Origin of the sequence: Pseudomonas sp. B23(2017), from assembly GCF_002113725.1 — a bacterium.
Taxonomy (GTDB): Bacteria; Pseudomonadota; Gammaproteobacteria; order Pseudomonadales; family Pseudomonadaceae; genus Aquipseudomonas; species Aquipseudomonas putida_Z.
Map to the genome: position 1 here is coordinate 36,400 of NZ_NEJM01000015.1, position 15,487 is coordinate 51,886.

The window sequence follows — 15,487 nt, forward strand, 5'->3', positions numbered from 1 at the left end:
CTGAGCGGAACCCCACCATGCAACCCCTCGAATGTGACGTACTCGTCATCGGCTCCGGTGCCTCTGGCCTGGCTGCCGCCGTTACTGCCGCCCATCACGGCCTGCAGGTGATCGTCGCGGAAAAAGCCAGCCAACTGGGCGGCACCAGCGCCTGGTCGGGGGGCTGGCTGTGGATACCGCGCAACCCGCTGGCCATTGCCGAAGGCATCGTCGAGACCGACGATGCGCCGGAGCGCTACCTGCGCGCGCAAACCCATGTCAGCGAACTGGACCCGCGCCAGCGCGCCTTCCTGCACCATGGCCCGGAGATGGTGGCGTTCTTCCAGCAACACACCGCCGTACAGTTCCAGAGCGGCAGCCGCATGCCCGACATGCGCGAAGGCGACGGCAGCACGCACGGTGGCCGTTCGCTGTGCGCGCTGCCATACGACGGGCGCCTGCTCGGGCCCTGGCTGCACAAGCTGCGCCCACCGCTGGACATCGTCAGCCTGGCCGGCATGGGCATTGCCGGCGGTGCCGACATGGCCGCCTTCTTCAACGCCACACGCTCGTCCACGGCCGCGCTGCATGTGGGCAAGCGCCTGCTGCGCCATGGCCGCGACCTGCTGCTGCACCGGCGCGGCCTGCAACTGGTCAATGGCAACGCCCTGGTGGCACGGCTGCTGCGCAGCGCCCTGAACCTTGGCGTGACGCTGCTGACCGACAAGCCGGCCAATCGCCTGCTGGGCGAAGGCCGGGTCAGCGGCGCACAGTTTGCCGACGGCCAGCTGATCCATGCCCGCCGCGGTGTGGTTTTGGCCTGCGGTGGCTTTGCGCATGATCGCCAGCGCATCGCGCAACTGATGCCGCATGCGCCGGACGGTGACCAGCACTACTCCGCCGCGCCATGGGAAAACAGCGGCGACGGCCTGCGCCTGGGCGAACAGGCCGGTGGCCTGGTCCAGACGACTGCGACCCATGCGGGGGCCTGGGCACCTGTGTCGCGGGTGCCGCGCAGCGATGGCAGTTTCGGCCATTTCCCGCACTTGATCGATCGCGCCAAGCCCGGTTTCATCGCCGTGCGCCGCGATGGCCGGCGCTTCGTCAACGAGGCCGATTGCTACCACGACTTCATGAACGCGCTGTTCGCCGCCACGCCGCAGGGTGAAGCGCCGGAAGCCTGGTTGATCTGCGACCATGCTGCGCAACGGCGCTATGGCATCGGCTGGGCCAAGCCCTTCCCTTTCCCCACCCGCCACTATCAACGCTGCGGTTACCTGCACAGCGGTCGCACGCTGGCGCAACTGGCACAGCGCTGCGGGATCGACGCCGCGCAGTTGCAGCGCACGGTGGACGGTTTCAACCAACATGCAGCCCAGGGTGAAGATCCGGTTTTTCAGCGCGGTGCATCAGCCTACAACCGGGCGCAGGGCGAGCCGTTGCAAGCCCCCAATCCGTCGCTACGGCCACTGCTGCACGGGCCGTTCCACGCAGTGAAACTGTTGCCAGGCAGCCTGGGTACCTTCGCCGGCCTGGGCACGGATGCCTCGGCCAGGGTACTGAACCGCGAGGCGCGGCCGATCCCCGGGTTGTATGCGGTGGGCAACGACATGGACAGTGTGATGGGCGGATATTACCCGAGTGGCGGTATTACCCTGGGGCCGGGGATGACATTCGGTTATCTGGCCGGTAGAGCGTTGAGTACCTTGACCTCCTGAACTACGCTGCCCTTGGCTGCGCCCAAGGGCCCGACGCAACCGTTCGGTAACCGAACACTAGCCCTTCCCTTCAATTGACGCTGCCGCCTTCACTGCTCACCATGCACCGGCCTTGCGTGCCCCCCTGCCTGGGAACCGGTCACGTACTCGTAGCACCGCAGCTGAATACAATTTCAAGAATCGAGCAGTTTATGAACCACTCCAAGATCACCCCCGCCGCCCCCCGGATGCCCCAGGGTTCGATCGGCGACAAGCTTCGCGGCGCCTTCGGCGTCGGCAAGACCCGTTGGGGCATGCTCGCCCTGGTGTTCTTCGCCACCACCCTGAACTACATCGACCGTGCTGCGCTCGGCATCATGCAGCCCGTCCTGGCCAAGGAAATGAGCTGGACGGCGATGGACTACGCCAACATCAACTTCTGGTTCCAGGTCGGCTATGCGATCGGCTTCCTGCTGCAGGGCCGGCTGATCGACAAGGTCGGGGTAAAACGCGCGTTCTTCTTCGCCGTGCTGCTGTGGAGCCTGGCTACCGGCGCTCACGGCCTGGCCACCTCGGCCGCCGGCTTCATGGTCTGCCGCTTCATCCTCGGCCTGACCGAGGCCGCCAACTACCCGGCCTGCGTGAAGACCGTGCGCCTGTGGTTCCCGGCTGGCGAACGGGCCATCGCCACCGGCCTGTTCAACGCCGGCACCAACGTCGGCGCCATGGTCACGCCGGCCCTGCTGCCGCTGATTCTGGCCGTGTGGGGCTGGCAGGCCGCGTTCATCGCCATGGGCAGCCTGGGCCTGGTGTGGGTGGTGCTGTGGGTGCTGAAGTACTACAACCCTGAAGATCACCCGCGCGTGCGCCAGAGCGAGGTGGAGTACATCCAGCAGGATGACGAGCCCGAGCCGACCCGCGTGCCGTTCAGCCGCATCCTGCGCCTGCGTGGCACCTGGGCTTTTGCGGTGGCCTACGCGATTACCGCACCGGTGTTCTGGTTCTACCTGTACTGGCTGCCACCGTTCCTCAACCAGCAATACAGCCTGGGCATCAACGTGACCCAGATGGGTATCCCGCTGATCATCATCTGGCTGACGGCAGACTTCGGCAGCATCGGCGGCGGCATCCTGTCTTCCTGGCTGATCGGCCGTGGCGTGCGCGCTACCACGGCGCGGCTGGTGTCGATGCTGATCTTCGCCTGCACCATGGTCAGCGTCATCTTTGCCGCCAACGCCAGTGGCCTGTGGGTCGCGGTGGCGGCCATCTCGCTGGCGGTGGGCGCCCACCAGGCATGGACGGCGAATATCTGGAGCCTGGTGATGGACTACACGCCCAAGCACCTGGTGAGCACGGTGTTCGGTTTCGGCAGCATGTGCGCTGCGATTGGCGGGATGTTCATGACGCAGATCGTCGGTAGCGTGCTGACCGCTACCAACAACAACTATGCCGTGTTGTTCACCATGATCCCGGCGATGTACTTCCTGGCGCTGGTGTGGATGTACTTCATGGCGCCACGCAAGATCGAGAGCGCCTGAACGCGCTAGCCACTTACCTCTACGGGGCCCTTGCGGGCCCTTTTTTTGATCAATCCGATGAACGCACTGTGTGGGGTCGCGCCTGAGTCAAGACATGCGCTGTACCTGTGGGAGCGGCTTCAGCCGCGAAGAATCCAACGCGGTGCCTGGCACCGGCTGCGCCGGTGTTCGCGGCTAAAGCCGCTCCCACAAGGGCTCCACAGGGCTCAAGCCATGCGCTGTACGTGTGGGAGCGGGCATGCCCGCGAACACGGGCGATAGCCCGTGCCATACGCCGCGTTCTATCAATCAGATTCTGGCCAGCACTGCCATGGCCTTCTCCAGCGCCATGCGCGCACGCTGTTCGCCGCTCATGCCCTGTTCCAGCAACTGCCGCGTGGGGATCTCCAGGCTCAACGGCACACTTGGCGGCAAGCCGCGCAGCAGGCCGACCAGATCGGCATCGCCCTCGCCCGGGAAGCGCCGCTCGTTGCGAGCCTGGCGCAGGATCTCGTCCATGTCGGCCGGCACCGGGCCGGCAACGTCGCACAGCTGGGCATAACGCATGCGCTGCGGCGCCAGTTGTGCCAGATCGTCCAGCGAAGAGCCGGAGCGGTTGAAGTGGAAGGCATCCACCAGCACACAGCCATTGGCGCGGTCGGCGTTGGCCACCACCCGCATGGCCTGGCGCAGGTCACGCACATCAGTCCAAGGCATGAACTCCAGATGCGGATGAATGCCATACCCCGCCGCCAGGTCACACAACGCAGCAAAGCGCTCGGTCAGCCGCGCTTCATCCGGGTCGTTGCCAGCCACCAGCAGCTCCGTGCCGCCCAGCTCGGCGCCCACCGCCAGGATCGGCTCGAAATCGGCTACACAGGTTTCCGGCTTCAGCCTCAGGATCTCCAGGTCGAGCACCTTGATGCCCGTGTCGCGCAGGCGCGCCTGGGTCTGCCGGCGCAGGTCGGCGTCGGCCACCAGCGGGAAATGCTGTTCCTGCTCGGTGGCGGGCACCAGGCGCAGGCCAACGTGGCTGTAACCGGCGCGGGCTGCTGCCTCGACCATGTCCGGTGGGGACAGCTCGAGTACCGTCAGGGCCGCCAGGGAGAAAATTCGTTCAGTCATTATCGTCACCAGACAAGTCAAGCAATGTGCTCGGGCGCACAGGCCCGGCCAGTTTCCGCGGCCTGGCGGATCGCCTCGATCAGCGCCAGGGTACGGCCACCATCGGCGGCATCGATCAGCGGCGCCTGCTCACCCCGGGCAACCCGCACGAAGTGTTGCAACTGCAAGGTCAATGCCTCGCCTGCGGGGATGCTTTCCTCGCTCTGCAACAACGGCGTGTGCCAGCCCGACCCGACCTCGGCGTAGTGCCAGCGCTTGAGTTGCGGAATGCTCAGCGCCCCCTGGGTGCCGGCCAGCAGGTAGCAAGGCTGGCCATCCTGGCGCGGGTAGACCGGGCTTTCGCCGGAGTCCAGCTCCCAACTCCATGGCGCGGCCACCGCGTCGGAGCCAGTCAGGCTGCCCAATGCCCCATTGGCGAACTGCAGTAGCACCGCGGCGCTGTCTTCGTTGGCAAAACCGCGCACATCGTTGCGGGTGAATGCCTGCACCTGTACCACCTCGCCACACAGGTGGCGCAGCAGGTCGAGGTCATGGATCAGGTTGGTCAGCAAGAAGCCAGCGCCCGGCTCGCGGCGCCAGGGGGTTTCGAAATAGCTGTCGGGCTTTTGCAATTGCCACAGTGCGGTGACGTTGATCAGCCGGCCCAGCTTGCCGTAGGCAATCACCTGGTGAGCCTTGGCGATCAGCGGGTTGTGCCGGCGGTGATGGCCGACCAGCACCGGCACATTGTGGCGGCGCGAGGCTTCCACCAGCGCGCGGACTTCATCCAGGTGCACGCCCACCGGTTTTTCGACCAGCACCGGTACACCGGCCTCGACGCAGTCCAGGGCGGTGGCGACATGCAGGTTGTTCGGGTTGGCGACGATCACTGCCTGGGGGCGCGCGTGCTCCAGCATCTGGCGGTGGTCGGCAAAACAGGGCACGCCGCATTCGGCAGCAAAGGCCTCGGCCTGCGGGCCCGGGTCGGCCACAGCGCACAGCTGGGCCTGCGGCACATTCAGCAAATGCTGGTAATGCTGGCGGCCCATGCTGCCGGCGCCGATCAAGGCAATACGAAGGGGTGCGTTCAACAGCCTGTCCTCTTGTCATTGTTGTCATGCAGATTCCGGAATCTTATTCCACAATCCACATTCAACAATTTAGAACCAGGTTCAGCTTTTCAGAAGAAGCTGTAGAACAGAGTGTGCGGTAATCGACCGGAAATGCACCTTCAGGCGAACAACTCACTGGCCCGGCTGGCCGCCGACAGTTCCTCCGCCGCCGCCAGCAACAGCGGCGCCAGTTCTACCAGGCGGCTTTGTGCCAGGCGCGCACTGGGCCCGGCGATGCTCAGTACACCGATCACCTCGTCACTTTGCGGGCGGCGCACCACCGCAGCCAGGGCCGAGGTGCCAATGGCCGAGGTTTCCTCGACCCAGGCATAACCGCGCTCGCGGGCGCGGCGCAGGTAGGTGAGCAACTCGTCGGTGGAGCGCGGCGCATTCGGGCCGAACTGCGCCGGGTCGGCAATGCCCTGGCGCAATACCATCTGCAGCGCCTGCTCATCGTCCAGGCTGGCCAGCCAGGCATGCCCGGACGCGGTATAGAACAGCGGTGCGTCGCGGCCCATGTCCGGGTCGTAGCGCAGCCCGGAACGAGCGCCCTGGGACTTGGCGATCCAGGTCTGGCGGGCACCGTCGATCACGCCAAGGCGCACCAGTTCGCCGCTGTCCTGGGCCAGGCGGTCAAGAATCGGCTGAATGATGTCGGCACCGCTGCTGGCAAGGTAACGGAAGCCCAGCGCCACCAGCTTGGCCGACAGCTGGTAGCGGCTGTTGTCCCGGTTCTGCCGCACATAGCCCAGCCGCACCAGCTCGGTGAGCATGCGATGGGTGGCGCTCTTGGGGATGTCCAGGCGCTCGGCCAGGGTTTGCAACGGCAGCCCTTGCGGTTCACCGGTAAGGCTTTCTACAAGACTGAAGGCGCGTTCGATCTGACTACCAGCCATGACACAGGTCCCTGAAATTTTTGCGAATTCTAGAAGATGATTCCATACCGCCGATAGCCGCTGCAGCCAGAGCGACACGAACTGTCCGGTTATCGCCCATTACTTGCCCGGCAGGGCCGCCACACCCTTGCAGGCCGATTCGCTGCCAATAAGAATGTGGAACCTTGTTCCAATAACAATACAGGAATCCCGCAATGCCTTCCGCTCCCTACGAAACCGAATGCGATGTACTGGTCATAGGTTCTGGTGCCGCCGGGCTGGCTGCGGCCGTGACGGCTGCCTGGCACGGGCAGAAGGTGATCGTGGTGGAAAAGGAGCCAGTGTTCGGCGGCGCCACCGCCTGGTCCGGCGGCTGGGCCTGGGTGCCGCGCAACCCGCTGGCACGCCGGGCCGGTATCGAGGAAGACATCGAGCAGCCGCGTACCTACCTGCGCAATGAACTGGGGGCGTATTACAACGCCGAACGCGTCGACGCCTTCCTCGAAGCCTGCCCGCACATGGTGGCGTTTTTCGAAAAGCACACGGCGCTGCAATTTGCCGACGGCAACGGCATCCCCGACATGCATGGCGACACACCGGGCGCGGCCCAGGGCGGGCACCAGGTGATTGCCGCGCCCTATGACGCCCGCGAGGTGGGTGCGCTGCTGCCACGCCTGCGCAAGACCATGCGCGAAACCTCATTCATGGGCATGCCGATAATGGCGGGGGCCGACCTTGCCGCGTTCCTCAACATGACCCGCTCGCCCAAGGCCTTGCTGCACGTGTGCAAACGCTTTGGCCGCCACCTGTACCACCTGGCCCGGTATGGCCGGGCGATGCACCTGGTCAACGGCGTGGCGCTGGTGGCCCGCCTGGCCAGGTCGGCGCAGGACCTGAGCGTGCGCCTGCAGGAGTCGGCACCGGCCAAACGCCTGCTGGTCGAGGATGGCCAGGTGCGGGGGGCGCTGGTGGCTACACCGCAGGGCGAGCAACTGATCCGTGCCAAGGCCGTGGTACTCGCGGCGGGTGGTTTCCCCAACGACAATGCCCGCCGTCGGCAACTGTTCCCGCGCGATGCCAGCGGCCACGACAACCTGGCCCTGCCCCCCAAGGGTTGTTCGGGCGACGGCCTGCGCCTGGGCGAATCGGCCGGCGGTGTGGTCGCCACCGACCTGAAGTCGCCGGTGGCCTGGGCGCCGGTTTCGCGAGTGCCGCACCGCGACGGCAGTGTCGGCCACTTCCCGCACATCATCGAACGCGGCAAACCGGGCATCATCGGCGTGCTGGCCGACGGCAAGCGTTTCGTCAACGAAGCGCATGGCTACTACGACTATGTGTCAGCGATGGTCGCGGCGGTGCCGCAGGGCGAAGAGGTGTGTTCGTGGCTGGTCTGCGACCACCGCTTCCTGCGTCGCTACGGCCTGGGCCACGCCCGCCCGGCGCCGCTGCCGGTGTGGCCGCACGTGCGCAGCGGCTATCTCAAGCAGGGTGCCACCCTCGAGCAGCTGGCCGAGGCATGCGGCATCGACCCGGTAGGGTTGCGCGCCACGGTCAGCGACTTCAACAACCATGCCCGCAACGGCCAGGACCCGGCGTTCGGCCGTGGTTCCACACCGTTCAACCGCAAGCAGGGTGACCCGCGGCACAAGGGGCCAAACCCTTGCGTGGCGCCCATCGAGCAGGGGCCGTTCTATGCGGTGAAGGTGCAGCCCGGCTGCTTTGGCACCTTCGCCGGGTTGCGCACCGACGGGAATGCCCGGGTGCTGGATGCAGCTGGGCAGCCGATTGCTGGCCTGTATGCGGCGGGTACCGACATGGCCAGCGTGTTTGGCGGCTGGTATCCGTCGGGTGGCATCAACCTGGGCCCGGCGCTGACCTTTGGCTATGTGGCCGGGCGGCATATTGCCGGGGCGCAGGAGTATGAATGAGGTGAGCGATCACTGATGGCCGTGCCCTGTTCCTCATGGACGGCGCGATTCCTGTAGGAGCGGCCTTGTGTCGCGAAAGGGCCGCAAAGCGGCCCCGGCGTTTTTGCGGTGATGCACAGATCGTTGGGGGCGCTTCGCACCCCTTTCGCGACACAAGGCCGCTCCTACAGGAAACCGCGCCTGCCTGCGATACCTCAGTGCTTCATGCCCAGCTCGGCATCATCCATCAGCGCCTTGGCCATTGCGCTCAGGTAATGGGCGGCCCAGATCATCATCGGTTTCTCATCCATCAGGCCGGTGATGGTCAGTTCGCGGACATAGCCCATCAATTCCGAGGACTGCTCGCGGGCATCGCGGCATGGGATGCCGGGCTCGATGCGGAACAGTGGATGGGTGCCGTTTTCACCTTGGTAGAAGGTGGTCTTGCCGACGGTGAATTGGGTGTCTTCTGTGGTCATTATTCAATCCCCCTGAAATATCTCGAGTGCCTGAGCCGGCCCTTTCGCGGGTAAACCCGCTCCCACAGGTACTGTGCAAGTCTTGAAGTCTGTGGTGATCCTGTGGGAGCGGGTTCACCCGCGAAGAGGCCAGCCCTGGCGACACATCAATAAAGCCTTAATGCAAAGTGCTGCGCCCATCGGGCATCTGCATCTGGATCAAGGTGTCTTCGCAGGAATGGGGGGATGTGTGGTGGATCGGGGACAACTTTCAGCATGAATCAACTCCTTGATGGAGCTACCACACACCTGCTGTCAAACGGGAGGGCGGCAACTGTACGTAGGTTGACAGACCGGCGGAGTTGATTAGTTACCGGCGCACGCGAACGTGCCCTACGCACAGCTGCCATTGAAACCTCAGCCATGCGATCAACCCGAAGCGGCCTGTCAAAGCCGATCGCTGATGTGCAGCGACCCGCCGAGACTAGAGCGCTGCCAATGCGGCCGCAACGGGAAACAGGCGGCGTGAGTATCTTTGGGAAATGGCCTACAAGGAAGGGGCTAAATCTGATTTTTCGTTCAGGCCGGGCAACGCATCTGCCCCAGCCAGTACGCCACATCCACCTCGTCGATCTGCTCGGCACGCAGGAACCGCTCGGCATACTGGCGGTACACCCCGCTGCTGAGGAACAGCTCCAGCAGCTGGCCGTCGATGTGCCCGCCACGGGCCATACCCACCAGGATCTTCACCGACTCGGACAAGGTCTTTGGCGCCTTGTAAGGCCGGTCGGCCGCGGTCAGCGCCTCGAAGATGTCGGCAATCGCCATCACCCGCTCGGCAATGCCCAGGTCCTGCTCGCCCAGCCGGCGCGGGTAGCCGCTGCCGTCCATTTTCTCGTGGTGGTTGCCGGCGATGTCCGGCACCCGCTTGAGCTGGCGGGGGAACGGCAAGGAACTGAGCATGATGATGGTCTGCACGATGTGTTCGTTGATCTTGAAGCGTTCCTCATCATTCAGCGTGCCGCGCCGGATCGCCAGGTTGTACAACTCGCCATGATTGCTGGCGTAGGCCGGCAAGCGCATGTCGAAGCCCCAGCGGTTGCGCGGGTCGCCCTTGGCCACCGGGGGCTTGCGCGGGCCCCAGGGCACGCAATGCTCAGGGCGGTCGGCCAGCAGTGGTTCGTCAACCGGTAGCGCAGGCGCAGGCACATCGGCAAAGCGCTCCACCTCATCACGGGAGATGCCCAGGCGGTTGTCGAAATGGCGCTGCCAGCGGCGCTGGCCAATCTGCTGCAGGCGCTCGATGTCGGCGTCCTGCATGAACTCGCCGCCGATGTTGGCCTGGGCGACGAAGGCGAAGTCGTCCTGCAGCTGCGCCTGGCTGCGCGCCAGGGTGGCTTGCAGCGCCTGCTGGTCGCCACCGCTGGCCAGGCCTTGCCAATAGGCCAGCTCGGCATCCCGCCAGAGCACCTCGAAACGCATGCGTACCTCGTGGATACGGTTGTACAAGGTTTCCAGCTTGGTCGCCTTGTCCACCACATACTCGGGGCTGGTGACCTTGCCGCAGTCGTGCAGCCAGGCCGCCACGTGGAATTCGTAGCGTTCAGCCGCGGTCATGCTGAAGCTGGCGTACGGGCCGGTTTCGGCCGCCACCGCCTGGTCCAGCAGCATCTGCGCCAGTTGTGGCACCCGCTCGCAATGGCCGCCGGTATAGGGGCTCTTGGCATCGATGGCATCGGCCAGCAGCTTGATCATGGCATCCAGCAGGCGTTGCTGGGCTTCGACCAGCTGACGCGTCTCGATGGCCACCGCCACCACCCCGGACAGTTCGGCAACAAAGCTGCGGAACGGCTGGCCTGTCTGCTCGTGTACAAACCCATCGCCCAGTTGCAGGACCAGGATGCCCAGCAACGCCTGGCTACGGTCATTCAACACCAAGGCCATGCTGCCCTCATGCAGGCCGAGGGCCTGGGTCAACGCCGTGGCCAGGTGCTGCTGGGCAGTCTCATCCACGGCCAGCTCGCCAGGGTACTGCTCGCCACGGCAGGCGGCGGCCAGGCGCAGCAAGGCATGTTCGGCATCGAACAGGTACACCACGCCGGCATTGACCCCGGCGGCTTCCACCAGATGGGTCAACACACCGTCGAGCATGCGCTCCAGGTCGCGCTCGCGGCTGAGCGTGAGGGTAATCGCCTGGAAGCTGCGGATGGTGCCGGACATGCGGCTGAGCACGCGGCTCAGCTCACGCACCTCGGACACCCGCGAGCGCACCCCGACTTCGCGGCTGAAATCAAAACCCGCCACGCCTTGCAGCTGTTCGGCCAGCAACCGCAACGGGCGGCCGATGCGCCGGCCGAGCACACCACCGAGCACCAGCAGCACGGTTATCAGGGCGGCGGTCCAGAGCAACTGTTCGAGCAGTACCTTGCGCGCACCGGCCAGCAACTCATGGCCTGGCACGGCAATCAGCACCTGCAGGTCCTGCCCGGCCAGGTTGGTCAGTTGCACGCGCATGCCATACCAGGTCTGGCCGTCCACCTGATAAGGCTGCGGCCGGGTGCCTTGCGGCAGGTCGGCGTAAAGGTGCTCCAGGCTGGGAATGCCCAGTTCGCCGATGCGCGACAAGCGCACGGCCTGCCCTTCGTGCACGATTACCCGCTGCAGGTCCGGGTAGGCCACCACGCTGCCCTGGTCGTCGACCACGACGATCTCGGTGCCGGGGGTCATGCGCAGGCCCTGGGTCTCGCTGGCCAGGTCATCGACCGAAACGTCCATGCCGATCACCGCCCCGCCGTCGACGCTGCGCTGGGCCATGGTCAGGCCGATCTCGCGGGTGGTGAAGAACACATAGGGGTGGGTCAGCACGGTGGTGGGTTGGGCGCTGGCTTCGACAAACCACGGGCGCGTGCGCGGGTCGTAGCGGTATTCGGGCTTGGCCTGGGCCTGCAGCAGGTTCAGCGCGTGGTCGTAGAAGCGCCATTCACCCTGCACCGCCCCGCCCTCACGGCTGACACTCTGCACCAGGAACACGGTGCCCGGCGGCGCGGCGAAACGCTGCAGCAACTGCGGGTCGCGCAAGCGGCGCACCAGCAGGAACTCACCACTGGGGTAACCCATGTAGGCAGCACTGAGCATGCGGTTGGCGTCCAGCGTCTCGACCAGTTGCGGCAAGCGTTCCAGGCGCTGCGCCGGGGTTTGCGCGGCCGGGTTGTGGGCGAGCAGGCGGATACTGCTGTGCACCGGGTCGATCAGGCGACGGGCGCGCTCGTCGATGGTCTTGCCTATTTGCTGGGCAGAATCACCTGCTGCGGCCACCAAGGTCTGGCGAATGCCGTGATAGCCCTGCCAGGCCAGGGCGGCGCCGAGCAGCAACATGCCCAGCACGATGGCGAGCGCCACCAGCCACTGCAGTGAAATGCCACGTCCGGCGTTGCCAGCAGCACGACCATTCGACACGCAGCCCATCTCAGGTACTCCATGTATGGCACATTGCCTTGGCTGATACCCGCAGCAGTGTAGAGGGCGGACGGGCTTTTTGCCGGGCTAGAGAAGAAATTTAGTCTTGCATGGCCTCTCTAGCCAGCACCGGCCCTTGTAGGAGCGGCCTTGTGTCGCGACAGGGCTGCAAAGCAGCCCCGGCAATTTGTGCATCCGTGCTGAAACCCTGGGGCTGCTTTGCAGCCCTATCGCGACACAAGGCCGCTCCTACAGGTCCTGGGTATGCCTTCAGGGATCAGGCGCGCAACTGGTACCAGGTGGTCTTGAGCTGCGAATACTTGTCGAACGAGTGCAGCGACAGGTCGCGGCCAAACCCGGACTGCTTGCCGCCGCCGAACGGCACCGTCACGTCCAGCGCATCGACCGTGTTCACCGACACGGTGCCGGCCTTCAACGCCCGCGCCACGCGGTGCACCTGGTTGAAGTCATCGCTCCACACCGACGCCGCCAGCCCATAGATGCTGTCGTTGGCCAGGCGCACGGCCTGCTCTTCACTGTCGAAGGCACTGACCGCCAGCACCGGCCCGAATACCTCTTCCCGCGCCAGGCTCATACGGCCATCGACACCGGCAAAAATGGTCGGCTCGATGTAATTGTCCGAGCCGTCGATAGTCAGGCGCCGGCCACCATACACCAACCGCGCCCCGTCCTGCCCGGCACGGGCGATGGCGGTTTCGATCCGGCCGGTCTGCCCGGCATCGACAATCGCACCGGCACGGCTCGCCGGGTCCAGCGGGTTGCCTGGCAGCCACTGGCGGGCCTTGGCCTGCAGGCGCTCGATGAACTCGTCATGGATGGAGCGCTGCACGTACAGCCGCGAGTTGGCCGAGCACACCTCACCCTGGTTGAAGAAGATACCGAATGCCGCCTTGTCCGCAGCCAGGTCCAGGTCCTGGCAGTTTTCGAACACCAGGTTGGGGCTCTTGCCGCCGCACTCCAGCCATACCTGCTTGAGGTTGGACTGTGCCGAGTACTGCATGAAGTACTTGCCCACCTGGGTGGAGCCGGTAAACACCAGGCAATCCACGTCCGGGTGCAGGCCCAGCGCCCGCCCGGCCTGCTCGCCCAGGCCCGGCACCACGTTCAGCACGCCTTCCGGCACACCGGCCTGCAGCGCCAGCTGGGCCAGGCGCAGGGCCGAGAATGGTGATTGCTCGGCGGGCTTGAGCACCACGCTGTTACCGGCAGCCAGCGCCGGGGCGAGCTTCCAGGCGGCCATGTCGAGCGGGAAGTTCCACGGCACCACGGCGGCGACCACGCCGAGGGCTTCGCGGGTGATGGTGGCCAGCGCGTTGGGCGCGGTGGGTGCCACCTGGTCGTACAGCTTGTCCAGCGCCTCGCCGTACCAGGCAAACACCTGCGCCGAGCCCGGCACGTCAATGTTGTAGGCGTCCATGACTGGCTTGCCCATGTTCAGCGAGTCGAGCAGGGCCAGTTCTTCGCGATGGGCCATGATCAGCTCGGCCAGGCGCAGCAGCACTTTCTTGCGCTCGCCCGGGGCCATGCGCGGCCATGGACCTTGTTCGAAAGCCCTGCGGGCGCTGGCGACGGCCAGGTCGACCTCGGCCTGGCCGCAGGCGGTGACCTGGGCCAGCACCTTGTTGGTAGCGGGGTTGACGGCAGCGAAGGTGGCGCCGTCCTGTGCGCTGACGGGCTTGCCGTCGATCAGTGCATTGGCCGGGAGGTAGAGGTCCGAGGCACGTTGTTGCCAGAATTCGAGGGTGTACATTTGTACTCCAGGCGACCGTCGTGGCGGTCTCTGTTGCTCGTAAGGTGCAGTGTCGATACAGCCCCGGGGGAGCGGGTTCATCGAGGCGTCGAACCGCCGCGAACACCGGCGAAGCCGGTGCCATGCACCGCGTCGCATTCTTCGCGGGTGAACCCGCTCCCACAGGGGCTGCGGAGCGCTCGCAGGTTTTTAGAGCTTGCCGACCAGGCGCGCCGTGCGGTCCACGGCAATGCGGGTCTTCTCCACCAGCTCATCCAGCTCGCTGTGGTTGGCGATCAGCGCCGGCGCCATGATCATCCGGCCCAGGGTGGAGCGAATGATCACCCCTTCCTCGAAACCGAAAGTGCGGCACTGCCAGGCCAGGTCATTCTCGTTGGCGAAGCGCTTGCGCGTCGGCTTGTGCTCGGCGAACTGCAGCGCCGCCACCAACCCGGCGCCCTGCACCTGGCCGATCAACGGGTGGTCGGCAAACACCTCGCGCAGGATGCGTTGCAGGTACGGCCCGGTGTCGTCCTTCACCTGGCGCACGATGCCTTCGTCACGCAGCGCCTTCAAGTTGGCGATGGCCACCGCCGCCGCCACCGGGTGGCCGGAATAGGTCAGGCCGTGGGCGAACACCCCGCCCCGCTCCACCAGCGCCTCGGCAATACGCTTGCTCAGCACCAGGCCGCCCATGGGCACGTAGCCGCTGGTCAGGCCCTTGGCGATCGACAGGGTGTCGGGCTCGAAGCCGAAGTACTCGTGGGCGAACCATTCGCCAGTGCGGCCAAAGCCGCCGATCACTTCATCGGCGCACAGCAGCACGTCGTACTGGCGGCAGATGCGCTGGATCTCGGGCCAGTAGCTTTCCGGCGGGAAGATCATGCCGCCCGCGCCCTGGAACGGCTCGGCGATAAAGCCGGCGACGTTCTCGGCACCCAGTTCGAGGATCTTCTCCTCCAGTTGCAGGGCGCAGCGGCGGCCGAACTCGGCAGGGGTCAGCTCGCCGCCCTCGGCGTACCAGTACGGTTCGTCGATGTGCGCCACATCCGGAATCAACCCGCCCATTTCGTGCATGAACTTCATGCCACCCAGCGCCGTGGCGGCCAGGGTCGAGCCGTGGTAACCGTTCCAGCGGCCGATCATGATCTTCTTGTTCGGCTGGCCAACCACCTGCCAGTAGCGGCGCACGGTACGGATCAGCACCTCGTTGGCCTCGGAGCCGGAGTTGGTGTAGATCGCGTGGCTGTAGTGCCCCGGCAACAGGCTGAACAGCAGCTCGGACAGTTCGATCACCGCCGGGTGGGTGGTGTGGAAGAACATGTTGTAGTAGGCCAGCTGGTCCATCTGCGTGGCCGCGGCGGCGGTCAGGTCGCGGCGGCCGTAGCCGAGCTGGGTGCACCACAGGCCGGACATGCCGTCCAGGTAGCGCTTGCCCTCGCTGTCCCACAGGTGCAGGCGTTCGCCACCGACGATCACTCGCGGCCCTTCGGCGTTCAGCGCCTTCTGGTCGAGGAAGGCATGGATGTGGTGCGCGGCATCGGCTGCCTGGTAGTCACGGGTCTGGCGTTGCGGGGCGAAAGGCGCATTCATTGTTGGTTTTCCTTTGCGGTGGGGTTGCAGGGTGGCTTG

General features: G+C 65.6%; 10 protein-coding genes. 3 read left to right on the forward strand and 7 right to left on the reverse strand.

Going from position 1 to position 15,487, the window contains the following annotated elements; genetic code table 11:
* Positions 1-17 precede the first annotated feature (17 nt).
* Both CAG46_RS21490 and CAG46_RS21495 read left to right on the forward strand, forming a co-directional pair.
* Positions 18-1,697 (forward strand): FAD-dependent oxidoreductase, encoded by a 1,680-nt coding sequence (locus tag CAG46_RS21490; protein ID WP_085618538.1) that lies wholly within the window; start codon positions 18-20, stop codon positions 1,695-1,697.
* Between the two features lie 191 nt (positions 1,698-1,888).
* Positions 1,889-3,214, forward strand: coding sequence for an MFS transporter (locus CAG46_RS21495; RefSeq protein WP_085618536.1), 1,326 nt, complete (start codon positions 1,889-1,891; stop codon positions 3,212-3,214).
* Between the two features lie 288 nt (positions 3,215-3,502).
* Here the strand turns inward: CAG46_RS21495 and CAG46_RS21505 are convergent, their stop codons facing one another.
* The 3 genes from CAG46_RS21505 to CAG46_RS21515 all read right to left on the reverse strand — a co-directional run bounded on the left by CAG46_RS21505 (position 3,503) and on the right by CAG46_RS21515 (position 6,305).
* A complete protein-coding gene (locus CAG46_RS21505; protein WP_085618532.1) occupies positions 3,503-4,318 on the reverse strand; it encodes a sugar phosphate isomerase/epimerase in 816 nt (271 codons plus the stop codon).
* Positions 4,319-4,335: 17 nt separating this feature from the next.
* On the reverse strand, positions 4,336-5,388 hold the full coding sequence (locus CAG46_RS21510) for a Gfo/Idh/MocA family protein (RefSeq protein ID WP_085618530.1): 1,053 nt from the start codon (positions 5,386-5,388) through the stop codon (positions 4,336-4,338).
* Positions 5,389-5,528: 140 nt separating this feature from the next.
* Positions 5,529-6,305 (reverse strand): IclR family transcriptional regulator, encoded by a 777-nt coding sequence (locus tag CAG46_RS21515; RefSeq protein WP_085618528.1) that lies wholly within the window; start codon positions 6,303-6,305, stop codon positions 5,529-5,531.
* A 194-nt stretch (positions 6,306-6,499) separates the two neighbouring features.
* Between CAG46_RS21515 and CAG46_RS21520 the strand changes: the two genes are divergently transcribed.
* Positions 6,500-8,212, forward strand: a complete 1,713-nt coding sequence (locus tag CAG46_RS21520; protein WP_085618526.1) for an FAD-dependent oxidoreductase — start codon at positions 6,500-6,502, stop codon at positions 8,210-8,212.
* A 194-nt stretch (positions 8,213-8,406) separates the two neighbouring features.
* Here the strand turns inward: CAG46_RS21520 and CAG46_RS21525 are convergent, their stop codons facing one another.
* The 4 genes from CAG46_RS21525 to CAG46_RS21540 all read right to left on the reverse strand — a co-directional run bounded on the left by CAG46_RS21525 (position 8,407) and on the right by CAG46_RS21540 (position 15,448).
* On the reverse strand, positions 8,407-8,670 hold the full coding sequence (locus tag CAG46_RS21525; RefSeq protein ID WP_023660664.1) for a DUF3077 domain-containing protein: 264 nt from the start codon (positions 8,668-8,670) through the stop codon (positions 8,407-8,409).
* A 558-nt stretch (positions 8,671-9,228) separates the two neighbouring features.
* Positions 9,229-12,114: an HD domain-containing phosphohydrolase gene (locus CAG46_RS21530; RefSeq protein ID WP_085618524.1), complete on the reverse strand. Its 2,886-nt coding sequence runs from the start codon at positions 12,112-12,114 to the stop codon at positions 9,229-9,231.
* A 268-nt stretch (positions 12,115-12,382) separates the two neighbouring features.
* A complete protein-coding gene (locus CAG46_RS21535) occupies positions 12,383-13,876 on the reverse strand; it encodes an aldehyde dehydrogenase (RefSeq protein ID WP_085618522.1) in 1,494 nt (497 codons plus the stop codon).
* Between the two features lie 189 nt (positions 13,877-14,065).
* The gene (locus CAG46_RS21540; protein WP_025338659.1) at positions 14,066-15,448 is read right to left on the reverse strand and encodes an aspartate aminotransferase family protein; all 1,383 of its coding nucleotides are present in this window, start codon (positions 15,446-15,448) and stop codon (positions 14,066-14,068) included.
* Positions 15,449-15,487: the final 39 nt, after the last annotated feature.

What these genes read in the sequence shown, in the direction of transcription:
- CAG46_RS21515 (WP_085618528.1), bottom strand. Translation starts at nt 6,305, where the DNA reads ATGGCTGGTAGTCAGATCGAACGCGCCTTCAGTCTTGTAGAAAGCCTT.
- CAG46_RS21520 (WP_085618526.1), top strand. Translation starts at nt 6,500, where the DNA reads ATGCCTTCCGCTCCCTACGAAACCGAATGCGATGTACTGGTCATAGGT.
- CAG46_RS21525 (WP_023660664.1), bottom strand. Translation starts at nt 8,670, where the DNA reads ATGACCACAGAAGACACCCAATTCACCGTCGGCAAGACCACCTTCTAC.
- CAG46_RS21535 (WP_085618522.1), bottom strand. Translation starts at nt 13,876, where the DNA reads ATGTACACCCTCGAATTCTGGCAACAACGTGCCTCGGACCTCTACCTC.
- CAG46_RS21495 (WP_085618536.1), top strand. Translation starts at nt 1,889, where the DNA reads ATGAACCACTCCAAGATCACCCCCGCCGCCCCCCGGATGCCCCAGGGT.
- CAG46_RS21490 (WP_085618538.1), top strand. Translation starts at nt 18, where the DNA reads ATGCAACCCCTCGAATGTGACGTACTCGTCATCGGCTCCGGTGCCTCT.
- CAG46_RS21505 (WP_085618532.1), bottom strand. Translation starts at nt 4,318, where the DNA reads ATGACTGAACGAATTTTCTCCCTGGCGGCCCTGACGGTACTCGAGCTG.
- CAG46_RS21540 (WP_025338659.1), bottom strand. Translation starts at nt 15,448, where the DNA reads ATGAATGCGCCTTTCGCCCCGCAACGCCAGACCCGTGACTACCAGGCA.
- CAG46_RS21530 (WP_085618524.1), bottom strand. Translation starts at nt 12,114, where the DNA reads ATGGGCTGCGTGTCGAATGGTCGTGCTGCTGGCAACGCCGGACGTGGC.